The organism is Streptomyces sp. NPDC001822, assembly GCF_042892135.1.
In the GTDB taxonomy this organism is placed as follows: domain Bacteria; phylum Actinomycetota; class Actinomycetes; order Streptomycetales; family Streptomycetaceae; genus Streptomyces.
In genome coordinates this window covers 640,401-660,147 of the sequence record NZ_JBIATW010000002.1, presented here as the reverse complement: position 1 = coordinate 660,147, position 19,747 = coordinate 640,401, and the positions used below count along the sequence as shown (strand labels likewise).

Genomic DNA, 19,747 nt, shown 5'->3' with positions numbered 1-19,747 from the left:
GGAGACTCCCCTTTGACCATCACTTCGTACCCGTTCGACGCCCAGTCCGTCACGGAGACTCAGTACAGCCAGATGTCCCGCGAGTGGCAGGACTCGGGCGTCGTCGCCTCCTACGAGGCATCCGGCTTCCTGGTCTCCGCCGGGACCGGCATGACCGTGAACGTGCAGCCGGGCTCGGCCTTCCTGCGCGGGCACTTCGTCAACTCGACGGCGGTCGAGCCGGTGACGATACCCAGCGCGGGAAGCGCTGTTCGCGTCGACCGCCTGATCCTGCGACTCGACCCGTCGCTGAACTCCATCGTCCTGGCGGTAAAGGCCGGCACCGCGGGCTCGACCACTCCCCCGGCCCTGACTCAGACGGACACGGGCATTTACGAGCTGGGCCTCTCGCAGATCACGGTGAACGCGAGCGTCACCTCGATCACGTCCGGGGACATCGTCTCGACTCGTCCCATCGTGGGCAACCGGGTGGGGTCGTGGGCCAATTCGACTCGTCCCACGTCGCCCCGCAAGGGACAGCTCGGCTTCAATAACAGCTCGGCCACCTGGGAGTTCTGGACGGGGACAGCTTGGGCCCCTCTGATCTCCTCGGTGGACTGGGCGAATCTGTCGGGCAAGCCGAGCACTTTCGCGCCCTCGGCGCATGAGCACAACTGGGCGGACATCACCGATCGCCCTTCGTCTCTGCCCCCGGGTCCGCACACGCACGACTGGACTCAGGTCACGGGCAAGCCCACGACTTTTGTCCCGAGCGCCCACGGCCATGCGTGGTCGGATCTCACTGGTGTCCCGGCGACTTTCGCCCCGGCGACTCACGCTCACACGTGGGCGAGCATCACCTCGAAGCCGACCACTTTCCCCCCGTCGTCCCACTCCCACTCGTCCTATCTTGAGTCGGGGGACACGATCTCGTGGTCCAACGGGACGAAGCGCGTCCATCAGGATTCCGTCTCCGGCTCCGGAACGTACTACGCGGTGTGGGTGCAGGGAGACGGCACCTTCGCGCGGAATACCTCGTCCCGTCGCTTCAAGCAGAACATCCGGGACATCAATATTGACCCCGAGGCAATTCTGTCACTTCGTCCCCGCGTCTACGACCGTCGTCCCAAGGAGGCGGGTAGTGACTACCTCCGGGACGAGTTCGGTCTGATCGCCGAAGAGGTCGCGGAGACGCTCCCCGAGATCGTCACGTACGACGAGACGGGACGCATCGACGCCCTCCGCTATGACCTCCTGGGCGTCGCCCTTCTGTCCGTCGTCCAGGACCAGGCCGACCGGATCGAGCGTCTGGAGACGCAGCTCCGGGAGCTGAGCCGATGAGTTTTGACCCGTCCGTTCAGGTCGCCATCGTCACGGCCGGCGGAACTCTCGGTGTCGCCCTGGTCGGTGTCCTCGTCGAAATGGTGAGGCGACAGGGGACAGCACTCGCGCAGGTGCGCGAGCACACCGAGGAGGCCCGCGACCAGGTCTCCAACACCCATTCGACGAACCTCCGGGACGACTTGGACCGCGTGATCGCGGGACTCGATCGCGTCCTCGAAGGCCAGGTCGAACACAGCCGGGACATTCGGGGACTCCGCGCCGATCTGTCCCACGAGCGCGCCGAGCGCCTGGCCGTGTCCGAGCGCCTGGACAGCCACATGAACAAGATTTAGCGGCCCGGCATGAGGGACCTGGGTCGCAAGGCAAGCTATCGCCACGGTGAGTTGTGCGGTCTCCTAGTGGGATGACTGGAATCATCGCGGCCGTCGTGGCAGTTATGGGGACCTTACTCGGGACCGTCGTTGCCCAGCGGCATCAAGTTGGACTCGCCAGCAGGGCGGAGGCTCAGGCGGAGCGCGCTCTTCGTCGGCGAGAGCTGATCGATGCCAGCTCTACTTTCTCCTCCCTTGCCGAGGACTACCGGCGCGCCCAGTACGACCGATGGTTCGCGGTCCTTCGGTCCAGCGGCGACGAGGCCGTAACTCGCACACGGGCCGAGTCCTTTCGGCTCTACGTCGAAACTCGCGCCGCTGTAGCGCGCCTGCGTCTTGTGGATGACGGTGATCTGGGACTTGTCGCGGCAGAGGTTCTCTCCATGACCGTCGAGATGCGTGATGCGCAGGACAAGCCTGCCCTCAATGCCCTTGGCTCCAAGGCCGAGGAGGCGTGCGACGGTTTCGTGACAAGAGCGCGGGCCGCGATCGACGCCATGTAACAACGTAGCTAGGTCCCGCTGTCAGGGTCCCGCTGTCAGCAACTGGCGGCGGGCCCCTTCCTCAATGCAGCCCCGTCTCGATGTGAGGCGGGGCCTTTCCGTTCTCTCTCGGAGGTATCTCCTATGTCCGTCTCGATCGTCTCCCGTAAGACCTGGGGTGCGAAACCCTGGAACGGCGCCCCGGCCAATGTCCCAATGGCCAAGCGGACCGAGTTTTTCGTCCACTACGACGGTGGTAACCCAATCGACTACACCGGAGCCAAGGTCCCGCGAGCGATCGAGCAGTCGCACCTTGGGCAGGGATGGGCCGGGGTCGGCTACAACTTCGTCATCGACCAGGACGGCACGATCTTTGAGGGCCGAGGCTGGACTCTTCAGGGCGCCCACTGCCCCAATCACAACGTGACCGGCATTGGCGTGCAGATCGCTATCGGTGGCAACCAAAAGCCGAGCGACAAGGCCCTCACGGCTGCGCGTGCCCTGTACGACGAGGCGTGCAGGAGGGCGGGGCGGCCCCTGGCCAAGCGGGGGCATAAGGACGGCTTCGCGACGGCCTGTCCCGGCGATCATCTGTACGCGTGGGTCAAGGACGGCATGCCCGTCCCGAAGGACACGAACCCAGAAACGCCTTCGCGCATCGTTCCCCTGGCCGCAGGCGTGAAGCCGGGCGCGCACCACAAGCAGGTCAAGGAGCTTCAGCAGCTCCTCGTGAAGGCGGGGTACGGGCCGATCCCTGGAGCCCCGAGCGACTTCTACGGCACGGAGACACAGCGGGCCGTAGCCCGATTCCACGACCGCAACCCGAAGTACCGCGCTGGTCTGCACGACCCGCGGATTGGACCGAAGGGCTTCACCGCCCTTCAAAAGCAGGCAGGCCGCCGATGAAGACCCGGATCACGGGGCCTCTGGCCCTGATCGTCTCGACCCTCCCCGTCCGCTACCGCTCGCGCGTGGGTGCCCTCCTGGCCGCCCTTGGCGTCCTCGTCAGCGTCCTTGCAGTCACTTACGCCGACCGCCCCGAGGTCGCGCTGATCGTTCAGATAGTGACTGCTCTGGGCCTCGTCGAGGGCTCGGCGCCGGACGGCGAGGAGTAAGCGCAGCGCCCCCCTACTGGCCCTCACGGGCTGGCAGGGGGGCGCCTTCTTGCCTCTCAGGACCCGGCGGCCTTGGCCCTCTTCTGGGCCTCGATCTCCTCCATGGTCATGACCTTCGTCCGGCTTGTCCTGCGGGGAGTCGTCGCCTTCTTCGCCGCCTTCTTGGCCGGAGCCTTCCGGGGGGCCTTGGGGGTCTCCTCCTCGGCATTCAGGTACCGGGGCGCCGCCTTCTTCTCGGCGGGCTTCAGCGGGCCGAACACCTTCTCTACGGGCGCCGCGTCCTCGGCGCAGAGATCGCGGGTCGCAGCCTCGCCGCTCTCCCCTGTGAGGGTGTAGCGGGTCGCGGGCTTGTCCTTGTCCTTGCAGATGTCACATACGCGCACGGTGATCGTTACGTCCATCTCTCCGCGCCTCCTCTCGCCCATGAGGGAGTGTCCCCCTGTTGAGATTGTCCCTCATGGGCGCGGCGCGGTTCGCAGTTGTCAGGCGTCCTGAAGGCGGGCGAGGTAGCGCGCGCCGGTCCGCCGGTCGCGGCCCATCACCTTCGCGAGGTTCGGGCCGGTGATCTCCTCACCCTTCGAGAGGAGGCTCTGAGCGGCGTGCTTGATCTCGTCGAGGCTGGGGGTCGGACGACCGGGGCGGCGCTTCGCGCGGGCCTTGGCCACCTCGTCGACCGGCGGCTCGGTGCCGTCGAGGGTGGGCTGAACGGGCTCGCCGTTGTGGGCCTGGTGCTCGTCGACCTCCGGGGCCAGTTTCGCCGGCACCTCGACGGGGATGCGCTTCGCGGACCGGATGACCATGTGGGCAACGTGACCGGCGACTACGGCCGGGACGGCAGAGACGGCGGCGACCAGCTCCTTCGAGGTGGTCATGTATCCGGCGGCGATCCAGTGAGCGACCACCTGTCCCGTCAGGGTCATGGCCAGGGCACCTATCGCACCCGCAATGGCGCTTCCCCGGCCCTTCTCGCCCCTCTTGCGGGCCTGGGTGAACCAGACGGCGCACACGGCGTAGACGCTCATGCAGACCGGCATTCCGGCCGCCACGGTCTCGCTCCATCCGGCGAGGCGGGCGAGCTGGTACTCACCAGGGGCACCCATGGCGAGGGCCACGGCGAGGACGAGTGCGCCGACGAGGTGGGCGTACCAGGGCAGGCGGGCAGACGAAGACATGGTGGTGCCTTTCGGGTAACAGGTGCGCGGGGAAGTGAGGGGGGGTTACTTGGCCATGGCCGCGCGGGCGGCGCGGAAGGTGGCAAGGCCAGCGGAGGAGATGACCGGCTCGGGAGTGGGCGCGTGGTCGGTGACCTCGCCCGTGGTGCAGTCGATCTCGAACACGGTCGCGGTCCCGAGGGCGCACTCGGCGCAGATGCCGGTGTCCTGGCCAGCCGGGAGGAGGTTGCCGCAGGCGTCTGCGCAGTCGGCGTACTGGGCCCACTGGCGCTTGCGCTCGGGGAGCTTGCGGTCGAGGCGGTCAGCGATCAGCTTCGAGGCGCTGTAGACCTTCGCGGGCAGGCCAGCGGTGACGGCATCGGTGATCTCGGCGATGGTGGCGCCACGGTCGAGCCACTGGGCCACGGCAGGGACGAGCCGGGTCACGTGCCGGTCGGACAGCTTCAGGCGGGTGTCGATCGCGGCGAAGCGGCGCAGGATGCGGGCAGCCTCGGCGGCCTGCTTGTCGTCCTGGTCGTCTTTGTCGCTGGAGCCCTCCCCCTCCTCAGCCCCGAACGGCGCGGCCTCGTCCTGGACGGGCTCAGCCGGGGGGAAGGGGGGGTTCTTTTCCCCGTGCTTAGAAGAGTCCTTATCCCCGTAAGGGGACGTGCCCGTGTTCCGAGTGGCCGCAGGAGCGGTGACCGGACGGGTGGGAACCGGAGAAGACGCGATTGCCGGCGTCTCGTACACGTCCACGGTGGAGATGATGTGGCTGGTCTCTTCGTCGCGGGTCGTCTTCGTCACCCAGTACCCGAGGTCGCGCAGCTCCTTGACGGCCTTGGCCACCGCGGATCGACCCTGCGGGTAGTTGTCGGACAGCGTCCGTACGTTCTCCTTGACCCCGCTGGGCAGGGAGAGGACGAGGGCGAGGATGCCGCGTGCCGTGTGGCTGATGCGCGGGTCCTGGATTGCGCGGTTGGCGATGATCACGAAGTCGCGGTCATGCCGAGGGTTACGATGGATCTGCATGGGAGGGTCACATCTCCTGTGCCATCCCGGCCTGAGATTCCAGTCTCGTGGCCGGGCTAAGACCCCCGCGAGGTTCCAGCCTCTCGGGGGTCCCTGTGTATAGGGACTTCGACGGCTTCGCCGTCGGGACTCAGCTTGACACTTTGGCCCTCCAGGTGTCAACTTTATGTACCGACAGGTAGACACAGGCGTAGTCCTGAGTGATGAGGCGCCGAGACCGCAGGGGGACACATGCCAGCGAGGAAGATCCAGGACGAGTCCGAGGTGCTCGGATGGTTCGAGGAGGGGATGACCTACGAGTGGATGCAGGCCGAGTACCTCCGCAAGTACGGCATCGAGACAAGCATCCCCATGTGGTCCGCGTTCCGTCGCCGGAAGGGCCTTGACCGGCGGAATCTCCGTGATCACGACCTGATCCCGTGGATGATCAAGGAGGAGCACCGGCATATGTATCCGGCCTTCATGCTCAGGGCTGAGGGGCGCCTTCGCGCCGGGCGCGAGCTGACCGAGCGCGACGCCAGCCGCCTGGCCTCCTGGAAGAACATGCTCGCGGAGAAGGGTGTCGTCGTGCACTACGACCCCGACACCGAGGACGGCTTCTTCTACGTTCCGCGCGAGGCCACCGATCGCGACCTGATCCGCGCGCCGAGGACTCCGACAGGCAACCGCGCCCAGGACTAATACTCGAACGCCCGTTCGTCTCCGACCCCCGTCGTACCTGGCGGGGGTTTTCTCATCCTTGGGGACCATTTCTGGGCTCTGACCTGGGGTTTAACTGTTCTTGACTGCTGAAGCAGGTCGATTGAGCCCGGTGTCCCAGGTCACAGAACCCCCGTTCAGGTCCAAGGTTGACACCGCCACTCACGACCACGTAAAACGGTCGTAGTCCAATGTTTACAGGGGAAGGGGGGGCAAGAACGTGCGTCGTTCGAACCCGAGAAGACTGTCGTCCAGAGTGAGCCTCGAAGGGGCTCCTCCGTGGCACTGCGCGCTGGTCTCGGAGCCGAATGCATCCGCGTCCGAAGTGCGGGCCGCGATCGACGAGGCACTGCTTCAAGGGCTGGAACTCATACCGGCGGAGGAGCACGAGCCCGAGTGGCTCGATGACGGCCGGGTCCGCATGTGGCTGAGACCGGCTGACGTTCTGCTGAACCCGTTCGACCCTACGAGCCTCGTACACCACTGCCCTTCGGAGGCCGCGTGAACATCGTCGAGATAGCCCCTGAGCCGCCCACGGTTCCCCGTGATGGCTGGGACCGGCCGCTCATCATTCCGCCGCAGGGCGGCAAGCCGGTAGCGCTGACCAGGACAACGACGTTCATCGACTGCATCGAGGACAAGAGCGCCCTGACCGACTGGGGCAAGCGCATGACCCTGGTGGGGGCGTCGATGCGGCCCTCGATCCTCCAGGCCGTTCAGCAGCTCGACCCGGAGGACCCGGACGACAAGCGCGAGCTGAACCGCCTGGTCGAGCAGGCCGTCAACCTTTCCGGCGCCAACCGGAAGCGTGAGAAGGGGACACACCTTCACGCCCTGTCGGAGTACGTCGATCGCGGCGAGCCCTTGCCCGCAGGCACTGCGACTCTCGACCTGCGGGACATGTCCGCCTACATGGGCGCGACGGTCGTCTTCGAGGTCAAGGCGGTGGAGCGCTTCGTCGTCGTGCCCGAGCTGGGCACGGGCGGGACCTTCGACCGGCTCCTCGAATACGAGGGCCCGGACCCTGACGGGCGCCCCATCAAGGGCCGCTTCATTGGGGACCTGAAGACGGGCAGCGTCCAGTACGGGGCCCTGAAGATGGCGGCTCAGCTCGCCGTCTACGCGCACGGCCGCTTCTACGACTACACCCGCTTCCCCGTCGACAGGGCGGACAAGAAAGCGTTCGCCGCATGGAAGAAGCGGCAGGTGCCGGCGGAAGAGGCGGCGCAGGCGTACACCTCTCTGCCGGGGGATGTCTCCCGGAAGTGGGGGATCATCATCAACCTGCCTGCGGGCTCCGGCGAGTGCACCCTTCATTGGGTCGACCTTGAGATCGGGTGGGCTGCGGCCCGCCTGGCGAAGGACATCCGGGCCATGCGCAGCGTGAAGGGCGCGATGCGCCCATGGGTGAGCGGCGTCACAGAGAACATGGCTGCTTAACTGCGGCCCTAGTGTTAAGTTTGCACCCAGAGAGCAAGGAGCGAGGGAGCGTAGTGCGAGCGGATCGGGCAGAGGCGATCACGTCCCAACCGGACGGATCGATCAGCGTCACCATCAAGTACGGCAAGAGCTACGAGGACACCTGGGCGGTGTTCCGTGGGACCGTCGCGCAGGTTCGCGAAGTCCTCTGCGATTATTTCGGGTTCGAGAGTAAAGATGTAACCGGCCTTTCGTTGAGTGACCTCGTCGTCAATGCGACGAACCTCGCTCACGGCAAGGGCAACATCGCCGCAGTGCTCGACGCCCGGGTCATCTCCAGCGAGCCGACCTCGGCGTCCGCCCCGGCGGACGACCCGTGGGCCACCGCCTCGGCCACGAAGCCCGAGGCGAAGGAAACCGGGTCCGGCTGGATTCTCGGCGAGATCGAGAAGCAGACCAGCATTGCGGACCTGCAAAAGCTCTGGGCGGCCAATCAGGCGATGTTCGCCGATCCGGCCGTCATGACCGCCTACAAGGCCCGTGGCCGGGCGTTGCAGGGCACCTGACGCCTCCGGCGTCCTCGCTCCCCCTGACTGCGGAGGAGGGCCGTACGCCCTGCCTCTGTCCCCCATCACCGAGATACCTAGGAGATACATCCGTGCAGATCGTTGACATCCCCACCGCTGGCGGCGGCTGGTTCAAGCCGGGCGACGTGAAGGACGCCCTCGCCTTCCTGGTCGAGGTCAACTCGTACGAGCCGCAGCGTCCCACCCCGAACGGCCCGAAGGACTCGGCGCTGTGCGACGTGACGGTCTGGAAGGACCGCGAGAGCCTGGACAACCTCGCCCCTGAGATCAACAAGGGGATGCGTATCGAACAGACCCTCCTCGCCCGTGACCTTCAGGCGGTCGTCGGCAACGGCACCATCGTCCGTCTGGAGCAGGTCCCCCCGAAGCGCCCCGGTCAGCACCCTGCGTGGGTGTGGCGGCCGGTCAGTGACGCCGCGACCCGCAACCGGATCATGGAGTACGTGAAGGCCCGTGAGGAGGCCGTCGAGGCGGCTGTCGCCGCGGCTCCGTCCTTCGACTGATGCTCCGGTTCTTCGCGGGGCCGATGGGCGCCGGCAAATCAACGCTGGCTCTCCAGATGGCCTACAACTACCGCAGCGCGGGCCGCGAAGGAGTCCTCCTCACTGGGCCGAGCCGGGATGGCCGCATGTCGTCCCGGCTCGGCGTGGCCGAGGACGCCGTACAGATCACCGAGTCATCGGATCTGGTCGGCGTCCTCATGGGCTCGTCGTTCGCCGTCGTGGACGAGGCGCAGTTCCTCACGCCCCGGCAGGTCGAGCAGCTCGCGGCCGTCGTGGACCGGGCAGGGGTGGCGGTCGACTGCTTCGGCCTCCTGACCGACTTCCGGTCCCACCTCTTCCCCGGCTCCGGCCGCCTGGTCGAGCTGGCCGACGAGGTGAACCGCCTACAGGCCGATGTCTTCTGCTGGTGCGGGGCGCCGGGCCTGATCAACGCCCGCATCGAAGGGGGCCGGGTGGCCCGCTCCGGGGCGCAAGTCCAGGTGGGCGACATCGGGTCCACATACCGCGTCCTGTGCCGACAGCACTGGGCCTACGGAATCACAGAGAAAGGAAGGTCGTAGGTGCTCACTCCCGCACGGTCGCTCGCGCTGCACGCCGAGAGCGGCAAGGAGCTGCCGCGTATCGAGGCGTTCGAGGCGCTGTACCAGATGGGATGCCGTCCCCGTCACGGCGAGGTCATCATGATCGCCGGTCGCAGTGGCACGCAGAAGTCCGGCCTCGCCCTGTACTGGGTGGCGCAGATGGCCTTGCCGACCCTGTACTTCTCGGCGGACATGTCGGCCTTCACTGCCTCCTCTCGCCTGGCGTCGATGATGACGGGCGACACGACGGAGATGGTCGAAGCCGGAATGGCTGCCGGCGGACGCCATCGCGAGGGGTACCTCGACTCCCTGTCGGGCCTTCCGATCACGTTCTCCTTCGGCTCGCCGATCACGTGGAAGAACGTGGACGAGGAGCTTCAGGCGTACATCGAGCTGTGGGACGCGTATCCGCAAGTCCTCTGCTTCGACAACCTGATGGACTTCGACGGGGCCGAGTCGGACTACACGGAACAGATGGCCGTCATGTCCGGCCTGACGGAGCTTGCCCGTGCGACCGGCGCAACCGTGATCATCCTGCATCACGCGAGCGACAAGAGCTGGGAAGCGAAGTCCGACCCGTGGGCCCCGCCGTCCCGTGACCAGGTGAAGGGCGGCCTCTCGGAGAAGCCGGAACTGTCCCTCTCCGTGGCGCTGGACCCGAACAGTCACGAGTACCGGGTCGCGGTGATCAAGCAGCGCATGGGGCCCTGTGACCCCACTGCCAGGCGGTATGCGTCGATGCGCTGCCACCCGGAAGTCACCCGCTTCTCGAAGCTCGAACGGGTCTTCCCTGCCCCCTCTCCTACCTGGTCTCCGACCGATGCTCTTACGAAGGCGGCGTAAAGATTGACCTCGATCAGTGAACGCAACAAGGCGAACAAGCGCCGGGGTGCGGCGTGGGAGACGGAACTCCTGGCGGGCCTGCGCTCGATCGGCGAGGACGCCGAGCGGCTCCGCCTGACCGGCGCGGAGGACGAGGGCGATCTCGTGATCCGGGCGGCCGACGGCACGTACCTGGTGATCGAAGCGAAGAACGCCAAGTTCGAGCCGGGCCCGTTCCTCGACGAGGCCGAGGTCGAGCGCCTGAACTTCGCCCGTCACCGGGACCTCGACCCGTTCGACGTGGAGTCGATCGCGATCGTCAAGCGGCGGGGCAAGGGGTGGCGCAAAGCGTTCGTCCTGACCACGGTCGAGGCGTACTTCGGGCTGGACGACGAGTGAGCGCGATCACCTTCGAGGAGGCCGCCGAGGTTGAGCGGCTCCTCGTCGAGCTGGGCCGGTTCAACCCGGACGGCGCGGCCGATCAGGGCTTCGAGTCCCTCGGCTACAGCGACGAGAACGGCAGCTTCCTCGGAAGGCGTGTCGCGTGAGGGTCGTACGGGTCGACAACGACGACCAGGAGCACGAGAAGCCGACGCTCGAAGCGGTCCTCGAACACTACGAGGTCGACTTCAACTCGCAGCGGGTAACCGGCATGGCCCCTTGCCCGCTGCACGAGGACAAGACCCCGTCGATGTCCTTCAACACCGACAAGGGTCTCTGGAAATGCCACTCCTGCGGGAAGGGCGGCGATTCATTCAATCTGATCATGGAAAAGGAGGAGGTCGATTTTGTCGGAGCACGAGCCTTTGCAGCCTCTCTCGCCTTCGCAACGAGAGACGCTGGAGGAGGCGGTGAGCGCGTATCAGGCAGCGCTTACGCCGGGCGCCGCAAGGTATCTCCTCGACAGGGGAATCGGCCGGGAGGAAGCAGTTACACACCGGCTTGGCGTCGTCGGTGACCTGCCCTTCCCTGGTCATGAGCGGTTCCGGGGAATGCTCGCGATCCCCTACCTCGACCGGAAGGGCTCGCCCCTGACAGTGCGCTTCCGCTGCCTGGAAGACCACGACCACAGGGCGCACTTCCACGGGAAGTACAACTCCATCAAAGACGACCCGCCCCGCATGTTCGGAATCGATTCCGTTCACAAGGCCGGGGACACGCTCGATGTGACCGAGGGGGAACTCGACCGGATCATCCTGCAAAAGCTCGGGCTTTTCGCGGTCGCCATTCCCGGCGCCAACATCTTCCAGGGCAGGCACAGGCGAATGCTGGCGGGCTTCAACCGCATACGCGTCTGGGGTGATCCGGACGATGCCGGCGCCGAGTTCACGGCGAAGCTCAGCCGGGCTCTGCGGCAGGCGCGAGGGATGCGACTGCGGGACGGCGACGTAACAGACACGTACATGCAGGGGGGCGCTCAGGCCCTCCTCGGACTGATTCAGGAGGAAGGCCAGTGACGGAGACGACGGCGAAGAAGACGGCGGTTAAGAGGCCCGCGCGGGCGGCTGACCCGCTGGCGTCCGTGGTGGCGGAGGTGCAGAGCGCGGCCCGGCAGGTGGGAGACCTCCCCTCGGCCCTGGTCGGTGGCCACCTGCCCTCGCGCGCGTCCGAGAGGTACCGCACCCGCGCTGACGACTGGGACGCGATCAACGAGGCCCGTGCGCAGGAGGGCAACCTCGGCGCTGACGGCCTGGCCGTGCGGGCGGCGTTCGCCGCCTTCGGTGGACGCACGCCGGAGGAGATCCGCGGTGGCCTCGTACGGCTGGCATCCCTTGCCGTGGCTGCCGTCGAGCAGATCGACCGGGAGGCCAGGTGAGCGAGGCCCTGCCGGGTGAGCCTGGCCCCACGCTGAAGCGCCTGTACGAGGAACTGGAGCCGGACGCGCGGGAGACCCTCGTCGTCCGTCTCCTCGGCGGCTCCTCGGCTGAGCGCCTGGCCCTCGTCCTCCGGCGGCACGGGCACACCGTGTCCGCTTCCACGATCCGTACGTACCGACGCTCTCTTCGGGATGGTGTGTAAAGTTTGAACCGATCTGAACTGCTGAACGATCTGCTGTCGACGCCGACCGCCCCGCCCGTCCGCCAGGCCGACCCCGAGAGGGACTTCACCCGGCAGATCGAGGTATCCGGCGACGCGGCCGAGGTGACCGTACGCGGGCCCGAGGGCCTCGACCCGGAGTCGAGCGCGGCCGACGTGCTCCGCGCTCACCAGCTCGACCCTGCCGAGTGGGAGGTGACCGGCTTCCGATCGTCCGAGTGGACGATGGCCACCGGTGAGCCGGGTGTCTCGGCCCGCTTCTCCTTCGGCCGCCGTAAGGTGCCGGCGGATGTCGAGCGGCCGAGCATTGACGAGCTGATCCGCGTCTTCGACGAGGCGCCCGGCTTCGTCCCGGAAGACCTCGACGGCGAGTACACGCTGATCGTCGCCCTGGGCGACATGCAGTTCGGAAAGATCGACGGCGACGGGTTCGAGGGGACCCTCGCACGGGCGATCCACTGCATCGACCAGGCCGCGGATCTCCTCGAAACGTACCGGGCGCGGTTCAGCATCGAGCACGTACACATTGCGTGGCTCGGGGATCACGTCGAGGGTTTCGTCTCGCAGGGCGGGGCGAACACGTGGCGGACTCAGCTCACCCTCACCGAGCAGATCCGCTTGACCCGGCGCCTGATGGCTTACGCGATCATCAAGTTCGCCCCGTTGGCCGCTCGCCTGACTGTCGTCGCCGTCCCCGGCAACCACGGCGAGGCTGTGAGGCCCGGCGGGAAGGGTGTCACCCGCTACGACGACAGCCACGACACGGACGCCCTGATCTCGGTCGGCGAGGCTTTGGCTTTCGCGGGCGAGGAGTTCGCCCACGTCGAGGTGTACGTCCCGGACACGGACGAACTGACGGTCGTCGTCGAGTGCTCGGGAACGGTCGTCGCCCACGCCCATGGGCACCAGTGGCGGCCCGGCAAGCACTTCGAGTGGTGGCGGGGGCAGGCGTTCGACAAGACCTCGGCAATGCACGGCGCTGACCTGCTTCTCGCGGCACACCTGCACCACGAGTTCGTGGACACGGACGGCCCGAGGACGTTCATCCAGATCCCGGCCATGGAGTCCGAGTCGACGTGGTGGCGGCACCTGAAGGGCACGCGCGGGGCGCCGGGCCTGATGGTCATGGTCACGAAGGACGGCGCCGTGCCGGTCAAGGAGGTGGTCAGGTGACCGCCCCTGACTGGCGGGTCCTCGACCTCCCGATCCTCCTGACGCTGGCGGGCCGGGCGGCCCGGAGGATCGCGAACGGCTACGAGGACACGCTGACGATGGAGTACGAGGACGCCCGGCAAGAGGCGCTCATCATCCTGGCGACGAAGCCGGACATGGTGAACGAGTGCCTGGGCGACCCCTCGCTCGGTCCCGGCGTGCTCTATCACCGCCTCGTCCTCGACCTGGTCGACCGGGTGAAGACGGAGGCGAAGTACCGCATCCGCCACACCTCCTACGAAGCCGCCTGCGAGGCGGCCGGTGAGGGGCGTGTGTGAGCGGATACGACCGGCGGATCGTCGAGCACCTCCTTCCCGCCGTGTGGGACGGAGAGGCCGCGTACGGCATCCGCAACCCGCAGGCGCCTGACGCCGACATGCCGAAGGGCACCGTCGACAAGAAGGCCGCCGGCACTCTGTTCGCCCACCTGGCCGACATCCGGCAGGGCTGGGCGACAGCCCCTCTCTCCCTGGTCGAGAAGCGGGCGCTGTTCATGCGCTTCGCCCTCGACTGGGAGGACCAGCGGATCGCGGCCCGGGAGGCAGTCACCGACCGGGCCGTCCGCTACCGCCTTGAGCGCGGCGTCGGCAAGCTCGCCGCCCATCTCAACGGCACTGACTACATCGACAGTTACGACGAATTGGAGACCGCAGCGTGAACGAGAACGAGAACGAGGGCATGGAGCCCGTCGAGCCGCCGCCCGGCATGGGCCCGGAGGACATCGAGTACTGGGATGACGCGACCCGCACCTACTACGAGCGGCAGGGCGACGGAACGGTCATCTCCCGTCCGTACAACGAGAACGAGAACCGGAAGCTCGACGAGCAACTGAACCTCGCGGAGCTGGAAGACCGGCTCGTCGGGATGTCCGTCATCCTCGGCGACGACTACCGGGAGAACGACATATTTCTCGCGGTGTCCGGCCGGACTGACGGCGAATACCACGCGCAGGTGGACGCCCTGACGCGGCAGATCAACCGTGTGGTCGTCATGGTGTCGGCCCTCGCCCGCGTCGACCTGGGCGAGCTGAGCGACATCGGTATCGGCATCGAGTGACCACCCCTCCCCCTACCAGCCACACCCCCACTTTCAAGGAGAGCACCATCAGCACCGCAGCACCCGTCCCCTTCGGCCCGACCGGCGAGACCGTCTATGAGCGCACCTACAGCCGCACGAAGCCGGACGGCTCCCGGGAGGTCTGGCCGGAGACCGTACGCCGCGTCGCGGCCGGGAACCTCGGCCTCGTCTACGGCCCCGCCGAGGGCTGGAGCGCGGACGTACGGGCCGAGCATGACGAGCTGGTCTCTCTCATGGACCGCTTCGCTGTCATCCCCGCAGGGCGCCACCTGTGGGCTTCCGGGGTCAAGGGTCGGCAGTACCTCTTCAACTGCCACGTGTCGGGCTGGGGCGAGAAGCTCAGCCGGCACTTCGAGTTCAGCTTCCTCCGCCTCATGGAAGGGGGCGGGGTCGGGGCGAATTACAGCTCCCGCTTCCTGACCCCGTACGGGTCTCCCCGCCGGGCGCTGACTGTCCACATCGTGTGCGACCCGGCCCACCCGGACTACGAGGACATGAAAGCCGCGGGGGTCCTCTCGGACGACTACGACTCCGACTGGGACGGGGCCTTCGAGGTCGAGGACTCCCGCGAGGGATGGTCTGACGCCCTGGTCGACCTGATCGACACCTTCATGACCGACGACGAGGTGAAGCACGCCGACCGCGTGTACGACGTGTCGCGTGTGCGCGGCCGTGGCGCCCGACTGAAGACGTTCGGGGGCGTCGCCTCGGGTCCGGCCCCCTTCGGTCGGATGATGCAGGAGATCGGCCGCGTGCTGAGCCGGGCGGCGTGCTGCCAGTCCTGCGGCGACACGGGAGTGATCGAGGACTACCGGGGGTGCGACTGCTGCGAGTCCTCCTTCCCGTGCGCGGACTGCCCCGAGCACCTGACCCCGGTCGAGGCGATGGAGATCGATCACGCCATCGCCGAGTGCGTGGTCTCCGGCGGTAACCGTAGGTCGGCCCGGATGGCGATATGCCATTGGGCGGACCCGTGCATCGACGAGTTCCTGTCCTGCAAGGAGGACTCTTCGAAGCACTGGACGACGAACATCTCCGTCGAGATCGACGACGACTTCACCGAGTACCTGTCCGGTGAGCGGCACGACGACTTCGGGCCCGGCGGCAACGAGCTGGCGCACATGGTGCACCGCAGGGTGGTCGAGGGGATGCTGAAGAACGGCGAGCCCGGCTACTGGAACTCCTCGGCGAGCAACGTCGGCGAGCCGAACCCGGTCGAGGCCACGAACCCGTGCGGCGAGATCGCGCTCATGGCGTGGGAGAACTGCAACCTCGGGCACGTCAACCTCGACGCTTTCGTGATCGAGGGGAGCAAGGCGTATGACGAGACGGGCCTCCGCCGTGCGCACGAGCTGATGACCCGCTTCCTCGTGCGGGCCACGTACGGCGACGTGAACGACGAGAAGCAGGCCGCCCGGCTGGACAGTCAGCGCCGGATCGGCGTCGGCCACCTGGGCGTTCAGGGCTTCCTCGCGAAGCAGGGCGTCCGCTACAGCGAAGCGCCGGCACATGTCACCTTCCGCCTCCTCCTGCGGAAGATGAAGCGCACGGTCCGCCAGGCCGCCCGGAAGTACGCCTTCGAGCTGCGTATCCCCGAGCCGGTCAAGGTGACCACCGTTGCGCCGACTGGCACCGTGGCCAAGCTCCCGGGCGTGACCGAGGGAATCCACCCGATCTACGCGAGGACGTTCCTCCGCCGGGTGCGATTCTCCCTGGCTGACCCGGTGCAGGCCGCGAGGGTCGAGGAGTTCAAGGCCGAGGGCTTCGAGGTCGAGCCGTGCGTCTACGACACCTCGGGCAACACGGCCGTCGTCACCTTCCCGACGCTGGACAAGCTCGTCGAGGAGGTGGAGAACCTCGGCTATCCGTCCGACCTCGTGGAGTCTGCCGACGAGCTGAGCCTTGAACAGCTCCTCGCCTTCCAGGCGATGTACCAGGCCGAGTACGCCGACAACGCAGTGTCGTTCACCGCGAACGTGCCCGAGGGCCTGGACGTGGGCGAGACGGCCGACGTGATCGAGAAGTGGCTCCCCCTCCTGAAGGGCACCACGATCATGGTCGACGGGACGAGGCCGCAGGCCCCCTACGAGCGCATCACTCGGGCGCAGTTCGACGGATACAAGCTGTTCCGTATCGAGGACTCGACCGATGAGGACTGCGCGTCTGGGGCCTGCCCCGTCCGCTGACTCAAGCCGCAGGCGCCCCCGTACCGAAACTCGGCGGGGGCGCCTGTCCGCCCGTAGCGGGGTCGTCCTTGAAGGGGAACAGCGCAGTCACGGCGACGGCCGCCCCGAACGTGCCTCCCCCTGCCATGGCACCGAACTTCACGCAGTCGATCACGGGGTCGCCGAGGAGTCGGAGCACGACGCCCCAACCGAGACACACCACGATCGAGGTCAGGCCGCCAACGATCAGCGCCAGGACCCTCTTACGGTTACCGCTCACTTCCGGTTGCCCTCCCTGTCAGGAAGGTGGCCAGTGAGCCTCATGCGACGACTCGACCAGCCACCAATGGTGGTGAACTCCTCTGTTGCACCGCGCCCAGTTGGGCGCAGCCTCCAGAGGAGTCGGTCGAGTTCTGTCGCGGTCCGGTCGCTACACAACTCATACTGCTCGTTTGTGGTTAGGCATGGCCCCACTGCTCCATGGGGCCTGAACCTGTCTTCGACCGCCCGGACTGCACGGATCGACGACTTAAGGCCCCCCTAAGGGGCCTCTGTATTGCACTCCGAAGGTACATGACTCCATTCGGTGATCACAAATGAGATACGCGATGTAAAGATGTGGCTTCAAATGCCCCTCGCCCCAGAGGACTTCGCGGCACGGTTGAACGTTAAGGTGAGTCCATGTTCAAGATGACGTGGGCACTGGCAGCTCAGCATGTCGACCAGTGGGCAGGGGACGACTTCACGGAGGCCGCAGCGGTCTTCCGTACGCGGACCAACGCGACGATGCTCGCCGCCGGCATGAAAGCACCGCAGCGAGAGACCTTCTACGAGGAGTTCATCGGCCCCATCTCGGACCGCATAGCGGAGCAGGGGCGGACGGCGGTTGAGGCTGGGCAGGCGTGGGATACGGCGCGTGGTCCGATCCTCCTGGCCTTGGTCCCGGCCGCCTGAGACCAACTGACCGGCCCTCGTCCTGCGTTGACGCGCAAGGCGGGGGCCTTTGTCCTGCCTGGCGTGCTTGACGTGCGCCTTCGCAGGGGGCGAAATTATTGCAAGCTCATGCAACCCGCTAGACAGGTGAGGTCTCCATGGCTCTACGGTTCATCGGTGTCGACCCCGAATCCGCAGGCGGCAACTGCCCTGCTGTCTGGGTGGACGACACGACGAAGGAAATCATCCTTCAGGGGTGGAAGGCTGACCAGGCAACGACGGACCGGACCCGGCAGGATACCCCCTTGCCTGACTCCGAAGCAGTGGTCCGACTCCCTCCCCGCATGGCCGCGCTACTGAGGAAGGCTCTTGATGACGCCGAAGGCTCCAGTTCCTAGCTTCGACGACCTCCTCTCCTCCGCTACGCGTTCCGCTCTCCACTTGGAGATGCGGGACGTGTACGCGGTAGGCGAGGAAGAGGACGACATGCAGCGGTGGCGCTCGGGACAGTGGTCGCTCGACGACGGCCGCAAGGTCATGGCTGGGTGGATGGATCTCGTCGAGAGCGTCACGAAGCGCGGAGTCTCCGTGCGCCGGGCCCGCATCGTCTCAGTGCCGGTGACGGAGTACATCCAGTACGAGCACGCACTAACGCCCTTGAACATCCTGGCGGGCGAAGACTGCCGGTGGCTGCCCCGGCGCGAGGCACTCGGCATCCCTCTGCCGGCGGCTGACTTCTGGCTGATCGACGAGCGCGTTGTGCGCTTCAATCACTTCTCCGGCATGGGTGAGCCGGTGGACCCGGAAATGAGCGAGGACCCGGCGGTCGCCTCCCTGTGCGCGTCGGCCTTCGCCGCCGTCTGGGGCAGGGCCACACCGCACGGAGAGTTCCAGGTCTGACCCGCACACGCACCGGATAGCCGAGTCATGTCGTCACCATCGTCCAGCGTCCAAGAGGCACGCAAGGTCCTAGCGGACCGGCTGCGACACGTCCGCCAGGACGCCGGGCTCACCGGTCGAGACCTGGCTATCCGGTGCGGATGGAACCCCTCGAAGGCTTCCCGCATCGAGAACGCCAAGACACGCCCGTCCGACCAAGATATCCGCGACTGGTGCCGGGCCTGCGGGTTCGAGGACCAGGCCCCCGACCTGATCTCTGCATCACGCACCGCGGATTCGATGTACCGCGAGTGGCGCCACCTTCAGCGCTCGGGGATGGTCCGGAACCAGACCTCGGACATGCCGCTGTACCAGCGGACTCGCCACATGCGGGTGTACTGCTCGAACGTGATCCCCGGCCTGTTGCAGACGCACGGATACGCCGAGGCGCTTCTCGGGACCATCGCGGACCTGTTCGAGACGCCCAACGACGCGGGCCCGGCCGCGACTGCCCGCGTCGAGCGATCGAAGGTGCTGCACGACGGCTCGAAGCGGTTCGCCTTGCTCGTCGAAGAGGACGTGCTCTACTACCCGTTCGGCGACGCCGAGACGATGGCCGGGCAGCTCGGCTACCTGCTTACCGTCATGGCCCTGCCGAGCGTGTCCCTTGGCGTCATCCCCCGCACGGCAGCCCGCCGGGTGTGGACCCTGGAAGGCTTCCTCGCGTTCGACACCACTCAGGTGCAGGTGGAAACCCTCTCGGCGAACATCATCGTCACCCGGCCGAGCGAGGTTGTGCTCTACCTCCGAGCCTTCGAGGGTTTCTCGAAGATGGCCGTCTACGGGACCAAGGCCCGCGCGCTGATCATGGAAGCTATGGCCGCCCTCGGGTGAGAATCTGCAATTCCGTGCAATCTACTGGCCGCGCAACTCCGCACGTCTCTAGCGTCATTGACGAGGCATCGCCCAGCGAACGCGGGAGGTAGAGGCATGGCTGACGGGCCAGCGGTCGGGGAGATCGGCTACGACTCGGCGACCGATCGCCTGGGCGAGGTCATGGAGATCTCGCACTCCGGCCGCTACCACCTACGGCCCATCGGCGGTGGCAAGGAGTGGGAAGTCGCTCCGGACAACATCGAAGAACTGGACGATACGACCCGCCTGCGGGCCCGGGTGTCCGACTTGAACAGGGGCGTATGCCGATGACGAGATCCGTGATGCGGTTCGTTAAGTACACCATCCGTCACGTGCCCGAGGGTGGCGTGACCTGGGAAGCGTTCTGCGCTACTTACCCCTGCGAGTGGACGCACGTCTCTGACACTGACGAGGGGACGACGAAGGCCGCTATGGAGCACACCGCGA

30 protein-coding genes are annotated in these 19,747 nt (G+C 66.8%); 26 read left to right on the top strand and 4 right to left on the bottom strand.

Features of this window, described 5'->3' with window-relative positions:
• The first annotated feature begins 12 nt into the window (after positions 1-12).
• The 5 genes from ACFYY2_RS07465 to ACFYY2_RS07445 all read left to right on the top strand — a co-directional run bounded on the left by ACFYY2_RS07465 (position 13) and on the right by ACFYY2_RS07445 (position 3,291).
• Entirely contained in the window at positions 13-1,320 is a 1,308-nt protein-coding gene (locus ACFYY2_RS07465; RefSeq protein WP_388738237.1) for a tail fiber domain-containing protein, read from the top strand.
• A complete protein-coding gene (locus ACFYY2_RS07460) occupies positions 1,317-1,655 on the top strand; it encodes a DUF2746 domain-containing protein (protein WP_388738235.1) in 339 nt (112 codons plus the stop codon). Before ACFYY2_RS07465 ends, ACFYY2_RS07460 begins: the two co-directional genes overlap by 4 nt.
• 71 nt (positions 1,656-1,726) lie before the next feature.
• A complete protein-coding gene (locus ACFYY2_RS07455) occupies positions 1,727-2,197 on the top strand; it encodes a hypothetical protein (RefSeq protein ID WP_388738233.1) in 471 nt (156 codons plus the stop codon).
• A gap of 123 nt (positions 2,198-2,320) precedes the next feature.
• Positions 2,321-3,082, top strand: coding sequence for an N-acetylmuramoyl-L-alanine amidase (locus ACFYY2_RS07450; protein ID WP_388738231.1), 762 nt, complete (start codon positions 2,321-2,323; stop codon positions 3,080-3,082).
• Positions 3,079-3,291 carry a hypothetical protein gene (locus ACFYY2_RS07445; RefSeq protein WP_388738229.1) on the top strand — a complete coding sequence of 71 codons (213 nt, stop codon included), beginning with the start codon at positions 3,079-3,081 and terminating at the stop codon, positions 3,289-3,291. Before ACFYY2_RS07450 ends, ACFYY2_RS07445 begins: the two co-directional genes overlap by 4 nt.
• 56 nt (positions 3,292-3,347) lie before the next feature.
• Here ACFYY2_RS07445 and ACFYY2_RS07440 read toward each other — a convergent pair whose 3' ends face one another.
• The 3 genes from ACFYY2_RS07440 to ACFYY2_RS07430 form a co-directional block, all read right to left on the bottom strand.
• A complete protein-coding gene (locus ACFYY2_RS07440) occupies positions 3,348-3,692 on the bottom strand; it encodes a hypothetical protein (RefSeq protein WP_388738226.1) in 345 nt (114 codons plus the stop codon).
• Between the two features lie 81 nt (positions 3,693-3,773).
• Positions 3,774-4,463 (bottom strand): hypothetical protein, encoded by a 690-nt coding sequence (locus ACFYY2_RS07435; protein WP_388738224.1) that lies wholly within the window; start codon positions 4,461-4,463, stop codon positions 3,774-3,776.
• 45 nt (positions 4,464-4,508) lie between these two features.
• Positions 4,509-5,471 carry a hypothetical protein gene (locus tag ACFYY2_RS07430; protein WP_388738221.1) on the bottom strand — a complete coding sequence of 321 codons (963 nt, stop codon included), beginning with the start codon at positions 5,469-5,471 and terminating at the stop codon, positions 4,509-4,511.
• A gap of 231 nt (positions 5,472-5,702) precedes the next feature.
• Here ACFYY2_RS07430 and ACFYY2_RS07425 point away from each other — a divergent pair, with 231 nt between their 5' ends.
• From ACFYY2_RS07425 to nrdJ, 17 genes are all read left to right on the top strand, one after another.
• Positions 5,703-6,152: a hypothetical protein gene (locus ACFYY2_RS07425; RefSeq protein WP_388738218.1), complete on the top strand. Its 450-nt coding sequence runs from the start codon at positions 5,703-5,705 to the stop codon at positions 6,150-6,152.
• Between the two features lie 519 nt (positions 6,153-6,671).
• Positions 6,672-7,610: a hypothetical protein gene (locus tag ACFYY2_RS07420; protein ID WP_388738215.1), complete on the top strand. Its 939-nt coding sequence runs from the start codon at positions 6,672-6,674 to the stop codon at positions 7,608-7,610.
• A gap of 53 nt (positions 7,611-7,663) precedes the next feature.
• A complete protein-coding gene (locus ACFYY2_RS07415) occupies positions 7,664-8,155 on the top strand; it encodes a hypothetical protein (RefSeq protein ID WP_388738211.1) in 492 nt (163 codons plus the stop codon).
• Positions 8,156-8,247: 92 nt separating this feature from the next.
• Positions 8,248-8,679: a hypothetical protein gene (locus ACFYY2_RS07410; RefSeq protein WP_388738208.1), complete on the top strand. Its 432-nt coding sequence runs from the start codon at positions 8,248-8,250 to the stop codon at positions 8,677-8,679.
• Entirely contained in the window at positions 8,679-9,239 is a 561-nt protein-coding gene (locus tag ACFYY2_RS07405) for a thymidine kinase (RefSeq protein ID WP_388738205.1), read from the top strand. Before ACFYY2_RS07410 ends, ACFYY2_RS07405 begins: the two co-directional genes overlap by 1 nt.
• Positions 9,240-10,103, top strand: coding sequence for an AAA family ATPase (locus ACFYY2_RS07400; protein ID WP_388738202.1), 864 nt, complete (start codon positions 9,240-9,242; stop codon positions 10,101-10,103). It begins immediately after the preceding gene.
• 3 nt (positions 10,104-10,106) lie between these two features.
• Entirely contained in the window at positions 10,107-10,481 is a 375-nt protein-coding gene (locus ACFYY2_RS07395) for a hypothetical protein (RefSeq protein ID WP_388738199.1), read from the top strand.
• Complete coding sequence (locus ACFYY2_RS07390; RefSeq protein WP_388738197.1) at positions 10,478-10,630, top strand: hypothetical protein; 153 nt, start codon at positions 10,478-10,480, stop codon at positions 10,628-10,630. The genes ACFYY2_RS07395 and ACFYY2_RS07390 overlap by 4 nt, the downstream gene beginning before the upstream one ends.
• Positions 10,627-11,040: a CHC2 zinc finger domain-containing protein gene (locus ACFYY2_RS07385; protein WP_388738195.1), complete on the top strand. Its 414-nt coding sequence runs from the start codon at positions 10,627-10,629 to the stop codon at positions 11,038-11,040. The genes ACFYY2_RS07390 and ACFYY2_RS07385 overlap by 4 nt, the downstream gene beginning before the upstream one ends.
• Before the next feature lie 34 nt (positions 11,041-11,074).
• Complete coding sequence (locus ACFYY2_RS07380; protein WP_388738192.1) at positions 11,075-11,539, top strand: toprim domain-containing protein; 465 nt, start codon at positions 11,075-11,077, stop codon at positions 11,537-11,539.
• Positions 11,536-11,898 (top strand): hypothetical protein, encoded by a 363-nt coding sequence (locus tag ACFYY2_RS07375; protein ID WP_388738189.1) that lies wholly within the window; start codon positions 11,536-11,538, stop codon positions 11,896-11,898. Before ACFYY2_RS07380 ends, ACFYY2_RS07375 begins: the two co-directional genes overlap by 4 nt.
• Positions 11,895-12,101 (top strand): hypothetical protein, encoded by a 207-nt coding sequence (locus tag ACFYY2_RS07370; RefSeq protein WP_388738186.1) that lies wholly within the window; start codon positions 11,895-11,897, stop codon positions 12,099-12,101. Before ACFYY2_RS07375 ends, ACFYY2_RS07370 begins: the two co-directional genes overlap by 4 nt.
• Positions 12,102-12,104: 3 nt before the next feature.
• The gene (locus ACFYY2_RS07365) at positions 12,105-13,292 is read left to right on the top strand and encodes a hypothetical protein (protein ID WP_388738183.1); all 1,188 of its coding nucleotides are present in this window, start codon (positions 12,105-12,107) and stop codon (positions 13,290-13,292) included.
• Positions 13,289-13,609 carry a hypothetical protein gene (locus ACFYY2_RS07360; RefSeq protein ID WP_388738181.1) on the top strand — a complete coding sequence of 107 codons (321 nt, stop codon included), beginning with the start codon at positions 13,289-13,291 and terminating at the stop codon, positions 13,607-13,609. The genes ACFYY2_RS07365 and ACFYY2_RS07360 overlap by 4 nt, the downstream gene beginning before the upstream one ends.
• A complete protein-coding gene (locus ACFYY2_RS07355; protein WP_388738178.1) occupies positions 13,606-13,989 on the top strand; it encodes a hypothetical protein in 384 nt (127 codons plus the stop codon). Before ACFYY2_RS07360 ends, ACFYY2_RS07355 begins: the two co-directional genes overlap by 4 nt.
• Positions 13,986-14,387, top strand: a complete 402-nt coding sequence (locus tag ACFYY2_RS07350) for a hypothetical protein (protein ID WP_388738175.1) — start codon at positions 13,986-13,988, stop codon at positions 14,385-14,387. The genes ACFYY2_RS07355 and ACFYY2_RS07350 overlap by 4 nt, the downstream gene beginning before the upstream one ends.
• Positions 14,384-16,594: a ribonucleoside-triphosphate reductase, adenosylcobalamin-dependent gene (nrdJ, locus tag ACFYY2_RS07345; protein WP_388738172.1), complete on the top strand. Its 2,211-nt coding sequence runs from the start codon at positions 14,384-14,386 to the stop codon at positions 16,592-16,594. The genes ACFYY2_RS07350 and nrdJ overlap by 4 nt, the downstream gene beginning before the upstream one ends.
• 1 nt (position 16,595) lies before the next feature.
• Here nrdJ and ACFYY2_RS07340 read toward each other — a convergent pair whose 3' ends face one another.
• Positions 16,596-16,853: a hypothetical protein gene (locus ACFYY2_RS07340; protein ID WP_388738169.1), complete on the bottom strand. Its 258-nt coding sequence runs from the start codon at positions 16,851-16,853 to the stop codon at positions 16,596-16,598.
• Between the two features lie 401 nt (positions 16,854-17,254).
• Here ACFYY2_RS07340 and ACFYY2_RS07335 point away from each other — a divergent pair, with 401 nt between their 5' ends.
• The 4 genes from ACFYY2_RS07335 (at position 17,255) to ACFYY2_RS07320 (ending at position 19,591) form a co-directional block, all read left to right on the top strand.
• Complete coding sequence (locus ACFYY2_RS07335; protein WP_388738166.1) at positions 17,255-17,527, top strand: hypothetical protein; 273 nt, start codon at positions 17,255-17,257, stop codon at positions 17,525-17,527.
• Positions 17,528-17,878: 351 nt separating this feature from the next.
• Positions 17,879-18,406, top strand: coding sequence for a DUF6879 family protein (locus tag ACFYY2_RS07330; protein WP_388738163.1), 528 nt, complete (start codon positions 17,879-17,881; stop codon positions 18,404-18,406).
• A 27-nt stretch (positions 18,407-18,433) separates the two neighbouring features.
• On the top strand, positions 18,434-19,279 hold the full coding sequence (locus ACFYY2_RS07325) for a helix-turn-helix domain-containing protein (RefSeq protein ID WP_388738160.1): 846 nt from the start codon (positions 18,434-18,436) through the stop codon (positions 19,277-19,279).
• A 96-nt stretch (positions 19,280-19,375) separates the two neighbouring features.
• The gene (locus tag ACFYY2_RS07320; protein WP_388738158.1) at positions 19,376-19,591 is read left to right on the top strand and encodes a hypothetical protein; all 216 of its coding nucleotides are present in this window, start codon (positions 19,376-19,378) and stop codon (positions 19,589-19,591) included.
• The last annotated feature ends 156 nt before the right edge of the window (positions 19,592-19,747 follow it).